Consider the following 15774-nt stretch of genomic DNA (forward strand, 5'->3'; position numbering starts at 1 on the left):
ATTATATTTAACCTATGTTGTATTTTTGCAAGAGCAAAATCTCTTCGGTAGATACTTTTCCACCTTTTTTGAATTTTTCAAAGATTTGCTGTGCCCTTTGTCTTTCTTCACGGTTTTTATTAGGGCCGGAAGATCCTTTGTTATCAGGTTTTCTACGTTTAGGTTTGTTGGAACCTAATTTTTTGTTGATAACATGAATATCACTTAAGATAGCTTTAAATTCTTCATGTTTAGCGGATGCATTTTTACGTGCTTCAATGAAGTTTTTATGTGCTTCATCTGCTGCAGTTCTGATGTCATCTGTTTTTCTGAAATATTTAAGCATTTCCTCGTGAGCTGTTTGAGCTTTTTCTGAAAGTTCAATAACTTTTTCATGTTCTTTTTCAGACAGTTTTCTCAATTCATCAGCTTCAGCTTTAACAGATTCATCTTCATGAATGTCCATTAATTGTTTTCTTAAATCATTTGCATTTTTAACAAGCTGATTTTCTTTCTTGATATCTAAAACGCGAGTTTCAATGATCTTGTCGATTTTTTTGATTTCATTTTCTATTTTAACTTTATCGCGTTTACCGGAATTCCATTCAATATTTTTGATTTTGATGTTTGCTTCATTACGAGCTCTTTTAGCAGCTTCAACATCTTTATTGATTTCATTACGCTCGTTTCTGTATTCAATAGCTTTGTTTAAGTTTTCCTTTAAAGATGCATTTAACTCATCTCTAATTCTACGGTGTTCTCTAGCTATTTTATTGAACTCTTCCCTTTCATCAGCAGCTTTTGCGATTTCAGCTTCTTTTTCATTTTTTTGTTTTCTTACGCCTTCCATGGTGTCGGCAAGAACAAATTCAGGTTTTTCTTCAGAAGCATCTTCGGCTTCTTCAACAGTTTCTTCTTCAGCGGTTAATTGATTAAGGATTTTATCTAAGACTTTGGTTAAGTCTTTTTCTTCTACTACAACATCAGCTATTTCCTTTACAGAATCTTTTGCATTGAATGCAATTCCGCAACCAGCTGATTCAATCATGGAAATGTCGTTTGCGCCATCTCCAACAGCAACTACATCTTCAAGTGCAATTCCTGCTTTTTCAACATGGTCTTTTAATACATCTAATTTAGAACCAGAAACTAAAGGACCAGTCACTTCGCCAGTTAATTTACCATCTTCGACTGTGAAACTGTTAGTGTAAACTGCTTCAACTCCGAGTTTGTCGCAAACTTCGCTAGCCACTACATCAAAACTACCACTGATGATAGCCACATCAATATTTTTTTCCTTCAAGCCATTGATGGTGTCAAGAGCACCAGCCATTAATGGAAGTTCGCTAGCAACTTTTTGGATTTCCTCAATTGAAGTTCCTTCAAGAAGTTGAACTCTGTCTTTAATAGAAGTTTCAAAGTCTATTTCACCTTGCATAGCTTTTTCAGTAATTTCAGCTATGTCTTCTTCAACATTTGCTAATTTTCCTATCTCATCTATTGCTTCACCATCAATAATAACATTATCTAAGTCAAATACTACAAGTTTAATCAATCATACCACCAATTATAATAAATCTAGCTCACTTAATCTATCGTAAGCTCTTTCGACACCAAGTTTAGCGTCGCTTTTGGTTTTAGCACCGGTACAAACCACTTTACCAGAACCAAATAATAACAATACAACTTTAGGGTCAGATAATCTGTATACCAAACCAGGGAATTGTTCAGGTTCGTATTCAGTATTTTCCAATTCTAAAGCGACTGCTTCTAAGTTTAATGTGGATTCTAAGTTTGCAGAAGCCACAATGTTTTGAATTTTAATATCGAATTCGTGAGGAATTTCAGTATCAATACTCCTCATCAAGTCGACAGTTTTTTTAATTGCTAATCTAGAATCATCTATAGATTTTGCTCCAGTACAAACAAGCTTACCAGAGCTAAAAATTAATGCTGCTGTTTTAGGATCTTTGAGTTTAAATACCAATCCCGGAAACTGTTCACGATTAAAATTAACCCCTTCCAAAGCTTCAGATACTTCAGTTAAGACAATATCTTTTCCAATGCTTGCAGAAGCAACAATGTTTTCAATTTTAATATCAACATCGGTCAATTTAAAACCTCCAATTTGTTTTTAAAAGTAGTAAGTAAAATTTAAGAAAACAAAAATATTAAATTAAATTTTCACTAAATAAATATTTTATTTAAATAGTATATAAAGTTATGTTTATTTAAAATAGATTAGACTTTTTATAAAAAAAAAGCAAAATAATGACTTTTCGAAATAAAAGTTTATTTATAAATAAAAATCAAAAACATGTATTGAAAAAACCTGTTTATAAATGTTGCTACTTTTCAATAATATTTTATAAAAACCGGCTATTAAAAAATGAAATTGCAATAAACACCAAATCAACCACCGATGTTCACTAATCATTATATATAATAATCAATGCTGACAAAAATACATTTGATAGCATGATTGAAGTTGAAGTAAAAGCTGAAATAAATAATTTTAAAGAAATGGAAGAAAAACTAGAAAAACTAGGTGCTGAAAAAAGTAAAAAGGAATTTCAGGAAGACATATACTTTGCAAACCCAATTGTAGACTTTGCCAGAAGTGATGAAGCCCTAAGAATAAGGTCTACAAACAATGACACTTTCATAACCTATAAAGGCCCAAAACTCAACGATAAAGCAAAAACCAGAAAAGAAGTTGAGATGGCAATAGAAAGTGCAAGAAAAGCCAGAGATATCCTTGAAGAGATTGGTTTTAAAGAAGTAAGGCGCGTTAGGAAAAATCGTCAATACTACACTTTTGAGAACTTTGAAATTTCACTTGATGATGTCGAAGGATTAAGACCATATATGGAAATAGAAATAGCTTTAGAGGGCAATTCTGACTACAGTGAAGCCCAAGATAAAATTTTCAAACTCTTTGAAAAATTAGGCATCACAGAAGGCTTTGAGAGAACCTCTTATTTGGAACTTTTAGAAAACTTAAATAATGACTAAATAATAATATTAAATATTAACTTAACGAAGTGATATATTGCAATATTTTATAAGTCATTATAATAAAGAATGTGAAATTACATTTCCCGACGATTTCATAATTTATGATACAACCTTAAGAGACGGTGAACAAACTCCCGGAGTTTGCTTTAGCCTTAATGAAAAATTGGAAATCGCTAGAAAATTGGATCAATTAAAAATTCATCAAATTGAAGCTGGATTTCCTATTGTTTCACAAAGCGAAAGAGAATCAGTAAAAGCAATAGCCAATGAAGGTCTTGATGCTAAAATTTTGGCCCTGACAAGAACAAAGCCGGAAGATATTGATGCGGCGATTGATTGTGATGTTGACGGAATAATCACATTTGTTGGAACCTCCGACATTCACCTAGACCACAAAATGCACATTACACGTCAAGATGCCATTAACTTATGTGAAACTGCAGTTGATTATGCTAAAGATCATGGATTATATGTTGCATTTTCCGCAGAAGACGCAACCAGAACCGATATTGAATTTTTAAAAAGGATATATTCAAAAGCGCAGGAATGTAAAGCTGACAGAGTTCATATTGCAGACACCACAGGTGCAATAACACCTCAGGGTATCGAGTATATGGTTCGCGAACTTGTAAAAGACCTGGACATCAACATAGCTCTTCACTGCCACAATGACTTTGGCCTTGCAGTCATAAACTCAATTACAGGAGTCTTGGCCGGTGCTAAAGGTATTTCAACAACTGTAAATGGAATTGGTGAGAGAGCAGGCAATGCTTCACTTGAAGAAATAATTATGGCTTTGAAAATCCTTTATGGTAAAGATTTAGGTTTTAAAACAAAATACATTACAGAACTGTCAAATATTGTTTCAAACGCCAGCGGACTTCCGATTCCATACAACAAACCTGTTGTTGGAAACAATGTATTTAGACACGAATCCGGAATCCATGTTGATGCGGTTATTGAAGAGCCGCTATGCTATGAACCTTATATACCTGAGCTTGTTGGACAGAAACGTCAATTAGTGCTCGGCAAACATTCCGGATGTAGAGCTGTAAGAGCTAAATTAAATGAATGTGAACTTGATGTGAGTGATGACGAGTTAATTGAAATTGTAAAACAAGTTAAAAAACAAAGGGAAGAAGGCAAATACATTAACGACACAGTATTCAAGGAAATTGTTAAAAATACTAAAAGATAAGGCAATAATATGAATATTACTGAAAAAATCTTATCTGCAAAAGCGGGCCATGAAGTAACCCCTGGAGAAATCATAGAAATTCCAGTTGACCTTGCAATGTCTCATGATGGAACAAGCCCCCCTGCAATTAAAACATTCGAAAAAATATCCAACAAAGTATGGGATTCGGAAAAAATAGCCATTATCTTTGACCACAATGTCCCTGCAAATACTATCGGTTCGGCAGAATTTCAAAAAGTCTGTAGGAATTTTATAAACGAGCAAAATATCACAAAAAACTTCATTCATGGGGAGGGAATTTGCCACCAGGTAGTTCCTGAAATGGGTCTTGTCGAACCTGGAAAAGTTATCGTTGGTGCTGATTCACATACCTGCACCTATGGTGCATTCGGAGCATTTTCAACTGGTATGGGAGCAACTGACCTTGCAATGGTCTGGGCAACTGGCAAAACATGGTTTATGGTTCCTCAAGCCATTAAAATAAATGTTACAGGAAAACTGAATGAATACATTGCTCCTAAAGACATCATACTAAACATTATCGGCAATGTAGGAATAGGTGGCGTAACTTATAAGACTGCTGAATTTACAGGTGAAACTATCGAAAATATGGGCGTTGAAGGAAGAGCGACCATGTGTAATATGGCAATTGAAATGGGTGCTAAAAATGGCATAATGGAACCGAATAATGAAGTAATCCAATACATTTGCCAAAAAACAAATAAAAAAGAGTCCGAATTAAATATTGTTAGGTCTGATAAAGATGCAGTTTATGAAAAAGAACTCGATTTTGACATTAGTGATTTAGAACCGCAAATTGCCTGTCCAAATGATGTGGATAATGTAAAGGACATCTCAAAAATTGATGGAACATCAATTGACCAATGCCTAATTGGATCATGCACTAATGGAAGACTTTCAGATTTAAAAGAAGCCGCTGAAATTTTAAAAGACCATGAAATTGACGACAGCGTTAGACTGCTAATTCTTCCAGCTTCAAGAGAAATATACAAAGAGGCGATGCATCTAGGTTTCATTGATACATTTATTGATGCCGGAGCCATCATTTGTAATCCTGGCTGTGGTCCGTGTCTTGGAGGACATATGGGCGTTTTATCCAAGGGAGAATCCTGCATTTCCACTACCAATCGTAACTTTAAAGGCAGAATGGGAGATCCTAAATCTGAAGTATACTTATCCAGCTCCAAAGTAGTAGCGGCATCAGCCATTACTGGAGTTATTACAAATCCAAAAGATTTATAGGTAATTAAAATGACCCCCGATAAAAATGAGATCAACAAAAGCCTCATCGAAAAAATAACAGAACTAGAAGAAAAACACGACGAAAATTTCTCGAATACACAAAAAATCCTACTAACAACCGACGGATCCATTACCGCAATTTTAGATGTATTGTACGGTAAAATTACCCTTAAAACACTTGACCAGCATTTCGAAGATGCAGATGAAAATCATGCAAGATTAGTGAATGTTGGTGAAGGCGAGGAGATTAATTTTAGAGAAGTTATAATGCATAGAAACGGTAAGCCTTTGATATATGCCATCTCGCATATACCGTTAAAACGATGCTCCAAAGAAGTTTGTGCAGATTTGATTAGGGCAGATATACCGATTGGTAGAATCTTAAAAAATTACCATATTGAATCCAGACGTGAAGTAAATAACATATTCATAGAAAAACCAAATGAAACTCTAAAAAAGATTTTCAAAACAGACGAGGACATGCTGGCACGTGATTACGTTATAATCCACCATGATGAAATATTGATGTGGATTAAAGAAGTATTCCCAATTAGCTATTTCAGGTGATTGAAATGGGTGTGAAACTTAAAGATATTGTTGAACCGGAATCGATTAATTTCAAAGATCTAGAAGGAAGAATCGTCTCGATTGATGCCTTCAATACACTTTATCAATTCCTATCGACTATTAGGCAACGTGACGGAAGACCGTTAAGTGATGAAAACGGCAATGTAACCTCACATTTAAGTGGAATATTATATAGAAACTCTTCAATGATTGAAAAAGGCATTAAACCTATTTATATCTTTGATGGAAAAGCACCTGAACTTAAAAGTGAAACACAAGCAAAAAGGCGGGAAGTAAGAGATGAAGCAGAACAAATTTATAAAGAAGCTCTAAAAGAAGGAGACACTGAAAAAGCAAGAAAATTTGCAATGAGATCATCCAAACTCTCACCAGAAATTATTGACTCCTCTAAAAAACTGTTAACATATATGGGCATTCCATATGTTGAAGCTAAAGGTGAAGGAGAAGCACAGGCAGCATATCTTGTATCCAATGGAGATGCATATGCAGTTGCCTCCCAAGATTACGATTGTCTATTGTTTGGAGCTAAAAGAGTTGTAAGAAATCTTGCAGTTAGCTCAAATCTAGGAAACCTTGAATATTACCAGCTAGACAAAGTGCTGTCACAATTAAATGTTACCCATGAACAATTAGTAGACATGGGGATTCTAATTGGAACTGATTTTTGTGAAGGCCTTAAAGGCATTGGTGCGAAAACCGCACTTAAATTAGCCCACAACGGAATGTTACAGGAAAAACTAGATGAACTTCAAAGTCAATCCACACATGACTTAAAAGAAGTTCGTGAAATATTCCTAGAGCATAATGTAAATACCGATTATGAAATAAGATGGCAAAAAGCAAAAAAAGATAAGATTATTGAATTTTTATGCTACCAGCATGGTTTTTCAGAAGACAGAGTATTAAAAGCTTCTTCGAAACTTAAAAACTTAAATTCATCCCAAGGAAGCCTTGATGCATGGTTTTAATTATTATTGATTGCATTAACAATAGCCAACATCTTTAATTATTTTTTCATTTTCAAAAAAGTTCTAATTGATTGAAAATACCCTCATGTAATGATTGACCCATATAAATTAATCAAACCCCTATTTCAGTATGTGATTTCACTTTAAACAAAATTTCCCTGCCATCGGAGTTATTTCTATAACTTAAAGCTTATAAATAGCTTATCGTGAAACAATTGTGCATAAATTAATCAAAAAGCAATACAGAGACAAATTTTTAAAAGAGACCATATTCCATTAAAAAGACAATTAATTGGATTCTGGATACTTCATATACCCTTCCGGAAACAATGAATATCAATATGGAGGAAAATTCTCTCCAAAAACTTTTTTTGCATATTTCATAGCCAGTTCAACTTGCCTCCGGTGATGTTTCATCATTTCCCTTTCAAAATAATTCCGTGAAGGTGATTTTAAAATTAATTTAAGCAAATCCTCATAAGTTTCAATAGCTAATTCCATATTAAAATTGTGTTTTTCAATTAATTCCGGAGTTAATTTCTCAAAGCATGGAAATTCCAATGTTTTACATACAGCATCAGTTGAAAAATAAGTCATACGAATTAAAGGAGATATTGAGGATACAAGCACATGGTTTCCAAGTTTAATCAATGGAGGAATTCCGGTTTTTTCATACCTCTCCATTGAGGTTAGTTTATCATGATTTTTAAGATCATAACAGTGCAGTTCTGTGTAAAAATCAGGGCGGAAATAATTTATTAAACCTAAGATTTTCAAACCTAATTCAGACTCATAATATTCTTTTTTAATAGTGGAAATATATGGAGTTTTGTCAAAATTGTAAAAATAAAACTGCCCATCCGATAGGTCATCTTCATTAATGCGTTTTAAGAACCTGCGAGATGTTAAACCTTCATTTCCATGAATTCCACCAATGAATAATTTGGTTGGTCCCCTACCATTGTCAATATATCTAAAATAAGACATGTGAAAAAAAAGTATTTGGAAGGAAAATCTATGTTCCTTCCTGCCAATTATTCATGTAATCTTTTTGCTTATCTGTTAAAGAATCTATTTCAATGCCCATAGCCTCTAATTTCATAGTAGCTACATTATAATCGATTTCATCAGGTGCTTTAGTAACTCCAACAGACAAGTCATTGTCTAAAATGTGTTTAGCGGACAGTGCCTGTACGGCAAAACTCATATCCATAATCTCAGCAGGATGACCTTGTCCACGTGCAGCTGATAAATTAACAAGTCTTCCATCGGCCAATAAGTAAATTTTACGTCCATCCTTAATGGTGAACTCTTCAATACTTTCACGTACTTCTTTTACTTCAGTTGAGATTGCCTCTAAATCTCCCCTATTGATTTCAACATTGAAGTGACCTGAGTTTGCAAGCATGCAACCATCTTTCATGTATTTAAAGTCATCACCACAGATAATATCGGCATTGCCTGTTACGGTAATGATCAAATCAGCTTGTTTTACAGCTTCACGAATGGTCATTACACGATATCCGTCCATTCTAGCTTCAAGTGCACGGATTGGATCAACTTCAGTTACGATTACATCGGCACCAAGACCTGCCGCTCTTAAAGCAAGGCCTCTTCCACACCAACCGTATCCGCATACGACAATTGTCTTGCCTGCAATTACCATATTGGTAGTTCCCATAATCGCGTCAAAACTGGATTGTCCTGTACCGTAACGATTATCAAATAAGTATTTGGTATAGGCATCATTTACAGCAATAACTGGGAATTTTAATGCGCCATCAGCATGCATTGCCTGAAGTCTGTGGACCCCAGTGGTGGTTTCTTCACATGCCCCCCTAATATGACTTAAGAGTTCAGTTCTTTCATTGTGAAGTACCATAATCATGTCTGCACCGTCATCAATGATTATGTCCGGTTTGTGATCAAGTACCATGTTAATGGTTTGGTAGTATTCTTCATCGTTTTGTTCCCTCCAACCATAAACGTTCAGGCCTAAGTCAGCAGCTCCAGCTACTGCATCATCATGAGTAGATAATGGGTTGCAACCAGTCATTGCCACTTCGGCACCGCCAGCCATTAAAGTTAATCCTAGGTTAATGGTTTTAGGTTCCAAGTGCAAACATGAGCCAATTGTTATTCCTTTGAATGGTTGAGTTTCTAAAAATTCTTGTTTAATGTGTTCTAAAACAGGCATATGTTTTTGAACCCATTCAATTTTTCTTACACCTTCAGGTGCAAGTGAGATATCTTTTACTTTACTCATAATATCATCATTGAAAATTTGTTAAATAATATTTTATTAAATTTAAAAGTAATTAAATATAACTTTTTAATTGGTGACATTTTTCAAAAACTTAAGTGATAAAATATTTTTTTGATTAATATATGCACTTAAATTATAAAAATATTCCCATGTGAACTGTCCAATAGCTTGATTTTTATAATTACTGTATTTATCGCATTATTTAAGCTTTAGCTTTATTATCCATAGTGTTCTCCAATCCAACCCTGATTATTTGGCCAACTGCAACTATAACAAAAATCTGGATCTTCTAATAGTTCACCACATTCCGGACAATATTTTTCTTCTTCATCTTCCTCTTTTCCTTTATTACGGCAATATTCACATATCCATAAATCCGTTCCATGATCAAAGAGTGTTTCACAATTTTCACAAGTGTAAAAACCTTCTCCCCTATCAGTTTCACCGCAATATGGGCAAACAAACTCTACATACTCAGTATATACTTTTTCATCACAAAATGTGCAAGCAAACCATGCATCCTCATCATCTGCTTTTTCATTACAATCATTATATTCTACCATTTATATCACCTTTAAAAAGAACCCTGTACTTTATTTAAATAATTTTTAATCCGTTTCTTATCAATTTTCCTTTTCACTCGAACTTTTATTTTTGTTAAAGTTTTTTCATAAAATGCTTGGATTTTACATTTAAGCGATTCAACTGCTTTGCTTTTTTTACACTTGAAAAAATACTTGGCATTATTTAAAAATCCCAATAATAAATTATGAATAGTGTAATGGAAAATAATTATTATCAATGATAATAAAACAGACCATTCTTCATATTATTGTTTGAATTTCAGACATTTAAATCTTTTGGGTTTTGGGCTTAATATTGATGGAAAAACTCAATTGGCGAAAAACAATGGATTATCCGGCGCTGTCTAAAATTATCATGACAGCACCATGTTTATTTAAGTATTTACAAGCTGCATTTATTCATGATGATTTGAAAACTTATTTATTTACCATGATAATAGAATGCTCATATTTTTTTAAATGAATTAAATTGACTATGCCCTTTATTTCCAGGCAGGGTTATTGTAATTTAAACTATATGCTTTTATATGGATATACTCCTTTGGTTTCATATTCATTTTTCAGCCATGCTTTAAAAACAAAGTTCGGTATGCAATAATTGTTATTCTCCATTTCGATTAATCCATTATCTTGTAGTCTGTTTAGTGATCTGCCTATCGCACCACTAGTCACCCTTAACTTTTTAGCAATTCCTGACCTATTTAATGATTCATCAAGAAGTGTTGTTAAAATTTTTTGTTCCTGAAGACTTAATCTAAACCAGGAATTTGAAAAATGCATAGCCAGTACCGGTAAAAATTTAATGAAATTCTCTTTGACTGAATCTGAATCCAAATTCACATTTCTAGGCAGCAAATTTCCAAATATATTGATATAAAATGGTATTCCTTTTGTGCAATTATAGAATTGGTCAAAACCATCTTTTGTAAATTTCAAGTATTCCGCATTATCGTTTAAGTAGTTTTTTGTTGTTTCATATGAAAACGGTTTAATCTCAATTGTAAGAATTCTTCCTCCAAATGCTCCGTTGCTACCTGCAATTTCTTCAATAAGACTATCTTTAACACTCATACTTCCTGAAAATACATAAGAAACATTGTTTTGTTTTTGTATGAAACTTCTCATATACCATAGAAAATCAGTTAAATCATCTCCCAGTTCTTTAATAATTTGAAATTCATCGAAAAACAGGAATATTCCATTAATATTTTCATCATATTCATCATATAAGTATTGAGGCAGTTCCATTACAAAATTAGCTAATTTTTTATAATTCCTTTTAGTCCATAAGAATGGCACCGGATACCCATTAATATTTACTATTTCCTTTAAAGCAACATCATGAGTTTTAATGTACTTTTCTATTTTATTATCAACAGTTGTAATTCCAACTTCCCTACATTCATTTATGATTTGGTCATAGATTAATTCTATGATGGATTCTCTTGAAAATTCGTCTGTTTGATAAGCGTTTGAGGCGGACAAGTCAATGTAAACAATCAAATAGTTTTCGTCTCGAAAATTTTTCTGTATTTTTTTCATTAATGCAGATTTGCCAACACCACGAAAGCCTGTCAGTAAAATTGAGGGAGATGTGCCATATCGGCTGCTTTTTAGTAAATTGGAAATGAATTCAATATCTTCAAACCTATTGTAAAATTGATTATCATTTAAGTCATTATTAGTTCCCCATGCCAGTTCATTCATATAATCACCTGATAAATATTTTTGGTTTTATCACAATTAAATGTATGTAATTTGCATAATATGTTTAAATTTAATAAAAAATATAATTTGTGCAATTTGCATAATATGTTTAGATAAAATAAAAAATGTAATGTGTGCAATTTGAATAAAAAATATTTCAAAAAAGCGTTTTAAAACTGAAAGCGTGCTAAAAACACGACTGCAGGACTGTCAAATAAGGAACAAGTGAAATTAAAAAATATGATAACCTTCTCTCAGCCATAGCAACAGCTTTAGCTTGAGCATCATATTCTTGTCGGCAAAAATCAGGACCATAATCCTGATTCACTTCTACCTTCTCAGATACAACTTCCGCATATCCTAATTCAATTGCTATCAAACTAGGGGAACAAAATATAGGCCAAGATTTTTTTAAAAAAAAAATATGGGAAAATTATCAAAATCCGGCCAAAAAACAAAAACTTTAAATGTAATGATTAAAATATATATAGTTGTTAGATGCCGGGGTGGCTCAGCCGGTTAGAGCGCACGGCTCATAGGGTAATAAAGCAGTGCTCTAGCTTATTCCTGGGATACCGTGAGATCGCGGGTTCGAATCCCGCCCCCGGCATCCTAAATCCCAGGAATATATCCATCTTAACTTCTTTTTATAACGATTTTCCCAAAAACATAACAATTTTATATTTATTTTAACAGAATAGCATTTAAGGGATTGAAATGTTATACAACACACTTGGAAAAACAAACCTTGAAGTATCCAGACTCGGTTTTGGAACGATGAGACTTCCGACTAAAGCGAATAATGGAGACATTTATAAAGAAGAATCGGCGAAAATGCTTTCATACGCTATTGAAAATGGCGTTAATTTAATTGATACAGCTTATTCTTATCACAGCAAAAACTTAGGAGATAATGGGGAAAGTGAAAACTTTGTTGGTGAATTTTTAAGTGAAAATTCCCTAAGAGAAGAAGTGTTGCTTCAGACAAAATCCCCCTCCTGGTTAATGGAAGATTTCAGGGATTTCGACAGATATCTGGATGAACAGCTTGAAAAGCTCCAAACTGACTATATCGATATTTACCTGCTTCACTCCCTAACAGTTCCAGAATGGTATAAAGTTAAAGATTTAAATGTTTTAGACTTCCTAGATGATTGTTTAAGTTCAGGCAAAGTCAAACATGTTGGATTTTCCTCACATATTGAAGTGGATTACCTGATTGAAATTCTTGATGAATATCCCAAATGGGAAGTATGCCTAACCCAAATGAACTATTTAGATGAATATTACCAGTCAGGAGCAATGGGGCTTAACTATTTAAGGCAAATCAATGTTGGAAGTGAGATTATGGAGCCTTTAAGAGGAGGCAGACTGGTTCAAAATATTCCAAGCGAGGTAAATGCTTTGTGGAATCAGGCCGAAATTGAAAGAACCCCTATCCAATGGGCTTTCCAATACCTCTGGAACCGCAATGATGTTGATTGTGTTTTAAGCGGCATGACAAGTTTTGAACAAGTTAAAGAAAATATCGAAATAGCTTCAAAACTAGATGAAATATCAGACAACGACCTGGAATTGATACGTGAAGTTGCAAGAACTTACAGGACTTTTATTGGGAATGACTGCAGTCGTTGCGGCTATTGCATGCCTTGTCCACATGGTGTGGACATTATAAACTGTTTTGCCGAATATAACATCGCACACATGATGGGAAATCCTAAAGCAAGTGCAATGCAGTATTTTTATTTAATTGATGATGATTCAAGAGCAGACAGTTGTATTGGTTGTGAAGAATGCCTGCCATTCTGTACACAGATGCTGGATATTCCAGAAGAACTTAGAAAAGTACATGATTACTTTGGCGAAGAATTTAATCATTATTAGGTAGATAATATGTCACAATATTGGGAAATGTTAACCCGTCAGATGACCCTTATAGATAAAAGAGATCAAGAAAAATTTAAAAACTCGACAATTGCCGTTATTGGATGCGGAGGCATTGGTGGAATGACCATTGAAATGCTTGCAAGATTGGGTGTCGGCAAACTCATTTTAGTTGATGAGGATGTTTTTGATGTATCTAACCTGAATAGGCAAGTCCTGTCCACACAAGAAACATTAAATGAAAAAAAAAGCAAAGCCGCAGCCAAAAGAGTTAAATCCATTAACCCCGAAATCGATGTTGAATATTATACAGAGCATGTAAACCATGCAAACATCGATGAACTCATTGAAAACTCAAGTATTGTTATGGATGCACTTGATAATGTCCTAACAAGAGTTATTGTATCTAGAAAAGCCCGTGAACATAAGATTCCATTTGTTCATGGTGCTGTTGAAGCTACACAAGGCCAAGTTACAACATTTCTTCCAAATACTAAAAGTTATGAGAAAATGTTCAATCTTCCATCATGTGGCAAGGACTTAACAGAGGAGGTTATGGAAAGTTTGAAAAATGTGACATCACATACTCCTCCAGTATTTGGCCCAACTCCAAATTTAGTTTCATGCATGCAAGCCATGGAAGCTTATAAAATTATAACCGGCCTTGGAAAAGTTACTGTCAGTCCGAAGCTACTAACCTTTGACCTTTTAGATTTGAATTCATTTAATTTAATAGAAATTTAACATTAAGTTAAATTTTTATATATTTTATGAATGAATTTGAACAGAAAAATATTATTTTTTAAAATTTGATGAATTATTTTGAAAAAAATAAAACTTATACATTAATATACTAAAAATCCCAATATACAAATATATATAAAAGTTTATATACTACAAAAGGAAAATATACTTCTAATAGGAAGATGTTTTCCGACTATTGAACATTGGAGCTATAATAATGAGTGACATTTCAGAAGAAAAAATTAAAAAGATAGCCGAAAAAATGAGAGAGGATAACATTAAGTTTATCCGTTTACAATTTGTTGACATTAATGGAAGAGTAAAGACTATAGTTATTCCATTTAATGGCGAAGACATGAATGGATTATTCAACGAAGGAATGCTATTTGACGGATCTTCTATCGAAGGATTTGTTGGAATTAATGATAGTGACCTAATTTTAAAACCAGACATCAACACTTATTCAAGACTTTCCTGGAGGCCGGAAGAATCTGCAACCTGCAGATTTATTTGTGATGTATGGACAGCTGATGGAGATCCGTTTATAGGAGATCCAAGAGGATTGCTTAAAAAATCCCTTAAACATATTGCCGATATGGGTCTGCAATACAATATCGGTCCTGAACCAGAGTTTTTTATTGTAGATATTGATGAAAATGGATACCCGACTCCATACGATGAGGCAAGTTACTTTGATGTTGAACCTCTAGATAAGGGAACTGATTTCAGAAGAGAGCTAACTTTAAACCTAGAGGACTTAGACTTTGAAGTTGAAGCGTCCCACCACGAAGTAGCACCGGGGCAAAACGAAATTGCATTTAAATTTAAAGATGCGCTTAAAACTGCTGATGCAGTAATCACCTTTAAACAAGCTATTAAAGCTATTGTAGACAATATGGCTACTTTTGACCAGATGGATTATAGAGTAACCTTCATGCCCAAACCATTCTTCGGCGTAAGCGGTAGTGGAATGCATTGCCACCAATCCGTATTTAAAGGAGATAAAAACTTATTCTTTAATCCTGACTCGGAAAACGGTCTTTCAAAAGATGCGCTCCACTTCATAGGAGGATTATTCAAACATGCTCCAGCAATTACCGCAATTACAAACCCTATTGTTAACTCATATAAACGTTTAGTGCCAGGTTATGAAGCTCCAGTATACATGGCTTATGGTTTAAGAAATCGTTCTGCTTTGATTAGAGTTCCTGCAGCACGTGGAAAAGCAACACGTATTGAATACAGGTCACCAGACCCTGCATGTAATCCCTACCTTGCATTTACAGTGATGCTTGAAGCAGGAATTGACGGCATTGTAAACAAAATCGACCCTGGAAGTCCTGTAGAAGAGGACATTTACAGCATGAGCGAAGAGGAAATTGCAGAAAGGGGAATCAAAATATTGCCAACCAGCTTATGGGAAGCTTACCATGCCCTTGAAGAAGACCCGCTTATATTAAATGCACTTGGACCACACATAAGTGAAAAGTTCTTAGAGTTGAAATATAAAGAATGGGACGAATACCGTGTTCAGGTATTTGGATATGAACAGAAAAAATATTTAGACATCTAATC

15 protein-coding genes and 1 tRNA gene are annotated in these 15774 nt (G+C 33.9%); 9 read left to right on the forward strand and 7 right to left on the reverse strand.

The annotated features are described in order from the left end of the window. Nucleotides 1-7 precede the first annotated feature (7 nt). The gene (serB, locus tag Q9968_RS08140; RefSeq protein ID WP_305515267.1) at nt 8-1534 is read right to left on the reverse strand and encodes a phosphoserine phosphatase SerB; all 1527 of its coding nucleotides are present in this window, start codon (nt 1532-1534) and stop codon (nt 8-10) included. Between the two features lie 12 nt (nt 1535-1546). Continuing rightward, nucleotides 1547-2092 carry a TATA-box-binding protein gene (locus tag Q9968_RS08145; RefSeq protein ID WP_305515269.1) on the reverse strand — a complete coding sequence of 182 codons (546 nt, stop codon included), beginning with the start codon at nt 2090-2092 and terminating at the stop codon, nt 1547-1549. A gap of 365 nt (nt 2093-2457) precedes the next feature. Here Q9968_RS08145 and cyaB point away from each other — a divergent pair, with 365 nt between their 5' ends. Genes cyaB through fen form a run of 5 tightly spaced genes read left to right on the forward strand, consistent with a single transcriptional unit; the run spans nt 2458 to nt 7014 of the window. Further along, entirely contained in the window at nt 2458-2994 is a 537-nt protein-coding gene (gene cyaB, locus Q9968_RS08150; protein WP_305515271.1) for a class IV adenylate cyclase, read from the forward strand. Nucleotides 2995-3031: 37 nt separating this feature from the next. After that, entirely contained in the window at nt 3032-4195 is a 1164-nt protein-coding gene (locus Q9968_RS08155; protein ID WP_305515273.1) for a homocitrate synthase family protein, read from the forward strand. A gap of 9 nt (nt 4196-4204) precedes the next feature. Next, entirely contained in the window at nt 4205-5458 is a 1254-nt protein-coding gene (gene hacA / locus Q9968_RS08160) for a homoaconitase large subunit (protein ID WP_305515275.1), read from the forward strand. A gap of 9 nt (nt 5459-5467) precedes the next feature. After that, complete coding sequence (locus Q9968_RS08165) at nt 5468-6025, forward strand: chorismate pyruvate-lyase family protein (protein WP_305515277.1); 558 nt, start codon at nt 5468-5470, stop codon at nt 6023-6025. Nucleotides 6026-6030: 5 nt separating this feature from the next. After that, the gene (fen, locus tag Q9968_RS08170) at nt 6031-7014 is read left to right on the forward strand and encodes a flap endonuclease-1 (protein ID WP_305515278.1); all 984 of its coding nucleotides are present in this window, start codon (nt 6031-6033) and stop codon (nt 7012-7014) included. A 336-nt stretch (nt 7015-7350) separates the two neighbouring features. Here fen and Q9968_RS08175 read toward each other — a convergent pair whose 3' ends face one another. The 5 genes from Q9968_RS08175 to Q9968_RS08195 all read right to left on the reverse strand — a co-directional run bounded on the left by Q9968_RS08175 (nt 7351) and on the right by Q9968_RS08195 (nt 11950). Next, the gene (locus tag Q9968_RS08175; protein ID WP_305515280.1) at nt 7351-8001 is read right to left on the reverse strand and encodes a DUF2119 family protein; all 651 of its coding nucleotides are present in this window, start codon (nt 7999-8001) and stop codon (nt 7351-7353) included. Nucleotides 8002-8029: 28 nt separating this feature from the next. Beyond that, nucleotides 8030-9280: an adenosylhomocysteinase gene (locus tag Q9968_RS08180; RefSeq protein ID WP_305515282.1), complete on the reverse strand. Its 1251-nt coding sequence runs from the start codon at nt 9278-9280 to the stop codon at nt 8030-8032. A gap of 218 nt (nt 9281-9498) precedes the next feature. Next, on the reverse strand, nt 9499-9843 hold the full coding sequence (locus tag Q9968_RS08185) for a hypothetical protein (protein WP_305515284.1): 345 nt from the start codon (nt 9841-9843) through the stop codon (nt 9499-9501). Between the two features lie 534 nt (nt 9844-10377). Continuing rightward, nucleotides 10378-11571 (reverse strand): ATP-binding protein, encoded by a 1194-nt coding sequence (locus tag Q9968_RS08190; RefSeq protein ID WP_305515286.1) that lies wholly within the window; start codon nt 11569-11571, stop codon nt 10378-10380. 187 nt (nt 11572-11758) lie between these two features. After that, the gene (locus Q9968_RS08195) at nt 11759-11950 is read right to left on the reverse strand and encodes a hypothetical protein (RefSeq protein ID WP_305515288.1); all 192 of its coding nucleotides are present in this window, start codon (nt 11948-11950) and stop codon (nt 11759-11761) included. 121 nt (nt 11951-12071) lie between these two features. On the opposite strand from Q9968_RS08195, the gene Q9968_RS08200 reads away from it, so the two are divergent. From Q9968_RS08200 to glnA, 4 genes are all read left to right on the forward strand, one after another. Beyond that, nucleotides 12072-12181: transfer RNA gene (locus Q9968_RS08200), tRNA-Met, on the forward strand. A gap of 107 nt (nt 12182-12288) precedes the next feature. After that, nucleotides 12289-13455, forward strand: a complete 1167-nt coding sequence (locus Q9968_RS08205) for an aldo/keto reductase (RefSeq protein ID WP_305515290.1) — start codon at nt 12289-12291, stop codon at nt 13453-13455. A gap of 9 nt (nt 13456-13464) precedes the next feature. Further along, entirely contained in the window at nt 13465-14199 is a 735-nt protein-coding gene (locus Q9968_RS08210) for a HesA/MoeB/ThiF family protein (RefSeq protein ID WP_305515292.1), read from the forward strand. Nucleotides 14200-14416: 217 nt separating this feature from the next. Beyond that, a complete protein-coding gene (gene glnA, locus Q9968_RS08215) occupies nt 14417-15772 on the forward strand; it encodes a type I glutamate--ammonia ligase (protein WP_305515293.1) in 1356 nt (451 codons plus the stop codon). Nucleotides 15773-15774 lie beyond the last annotated feature (2 nt).

It is taken from the genome of Methanobrevibacter sp. V14 (assembly GCF_963082475.1).
GTDB lineage: Archaea > Methanobacteriota > Methanobacteria > Methanobacteriales > Methanobacteriaceae > Methanocatella.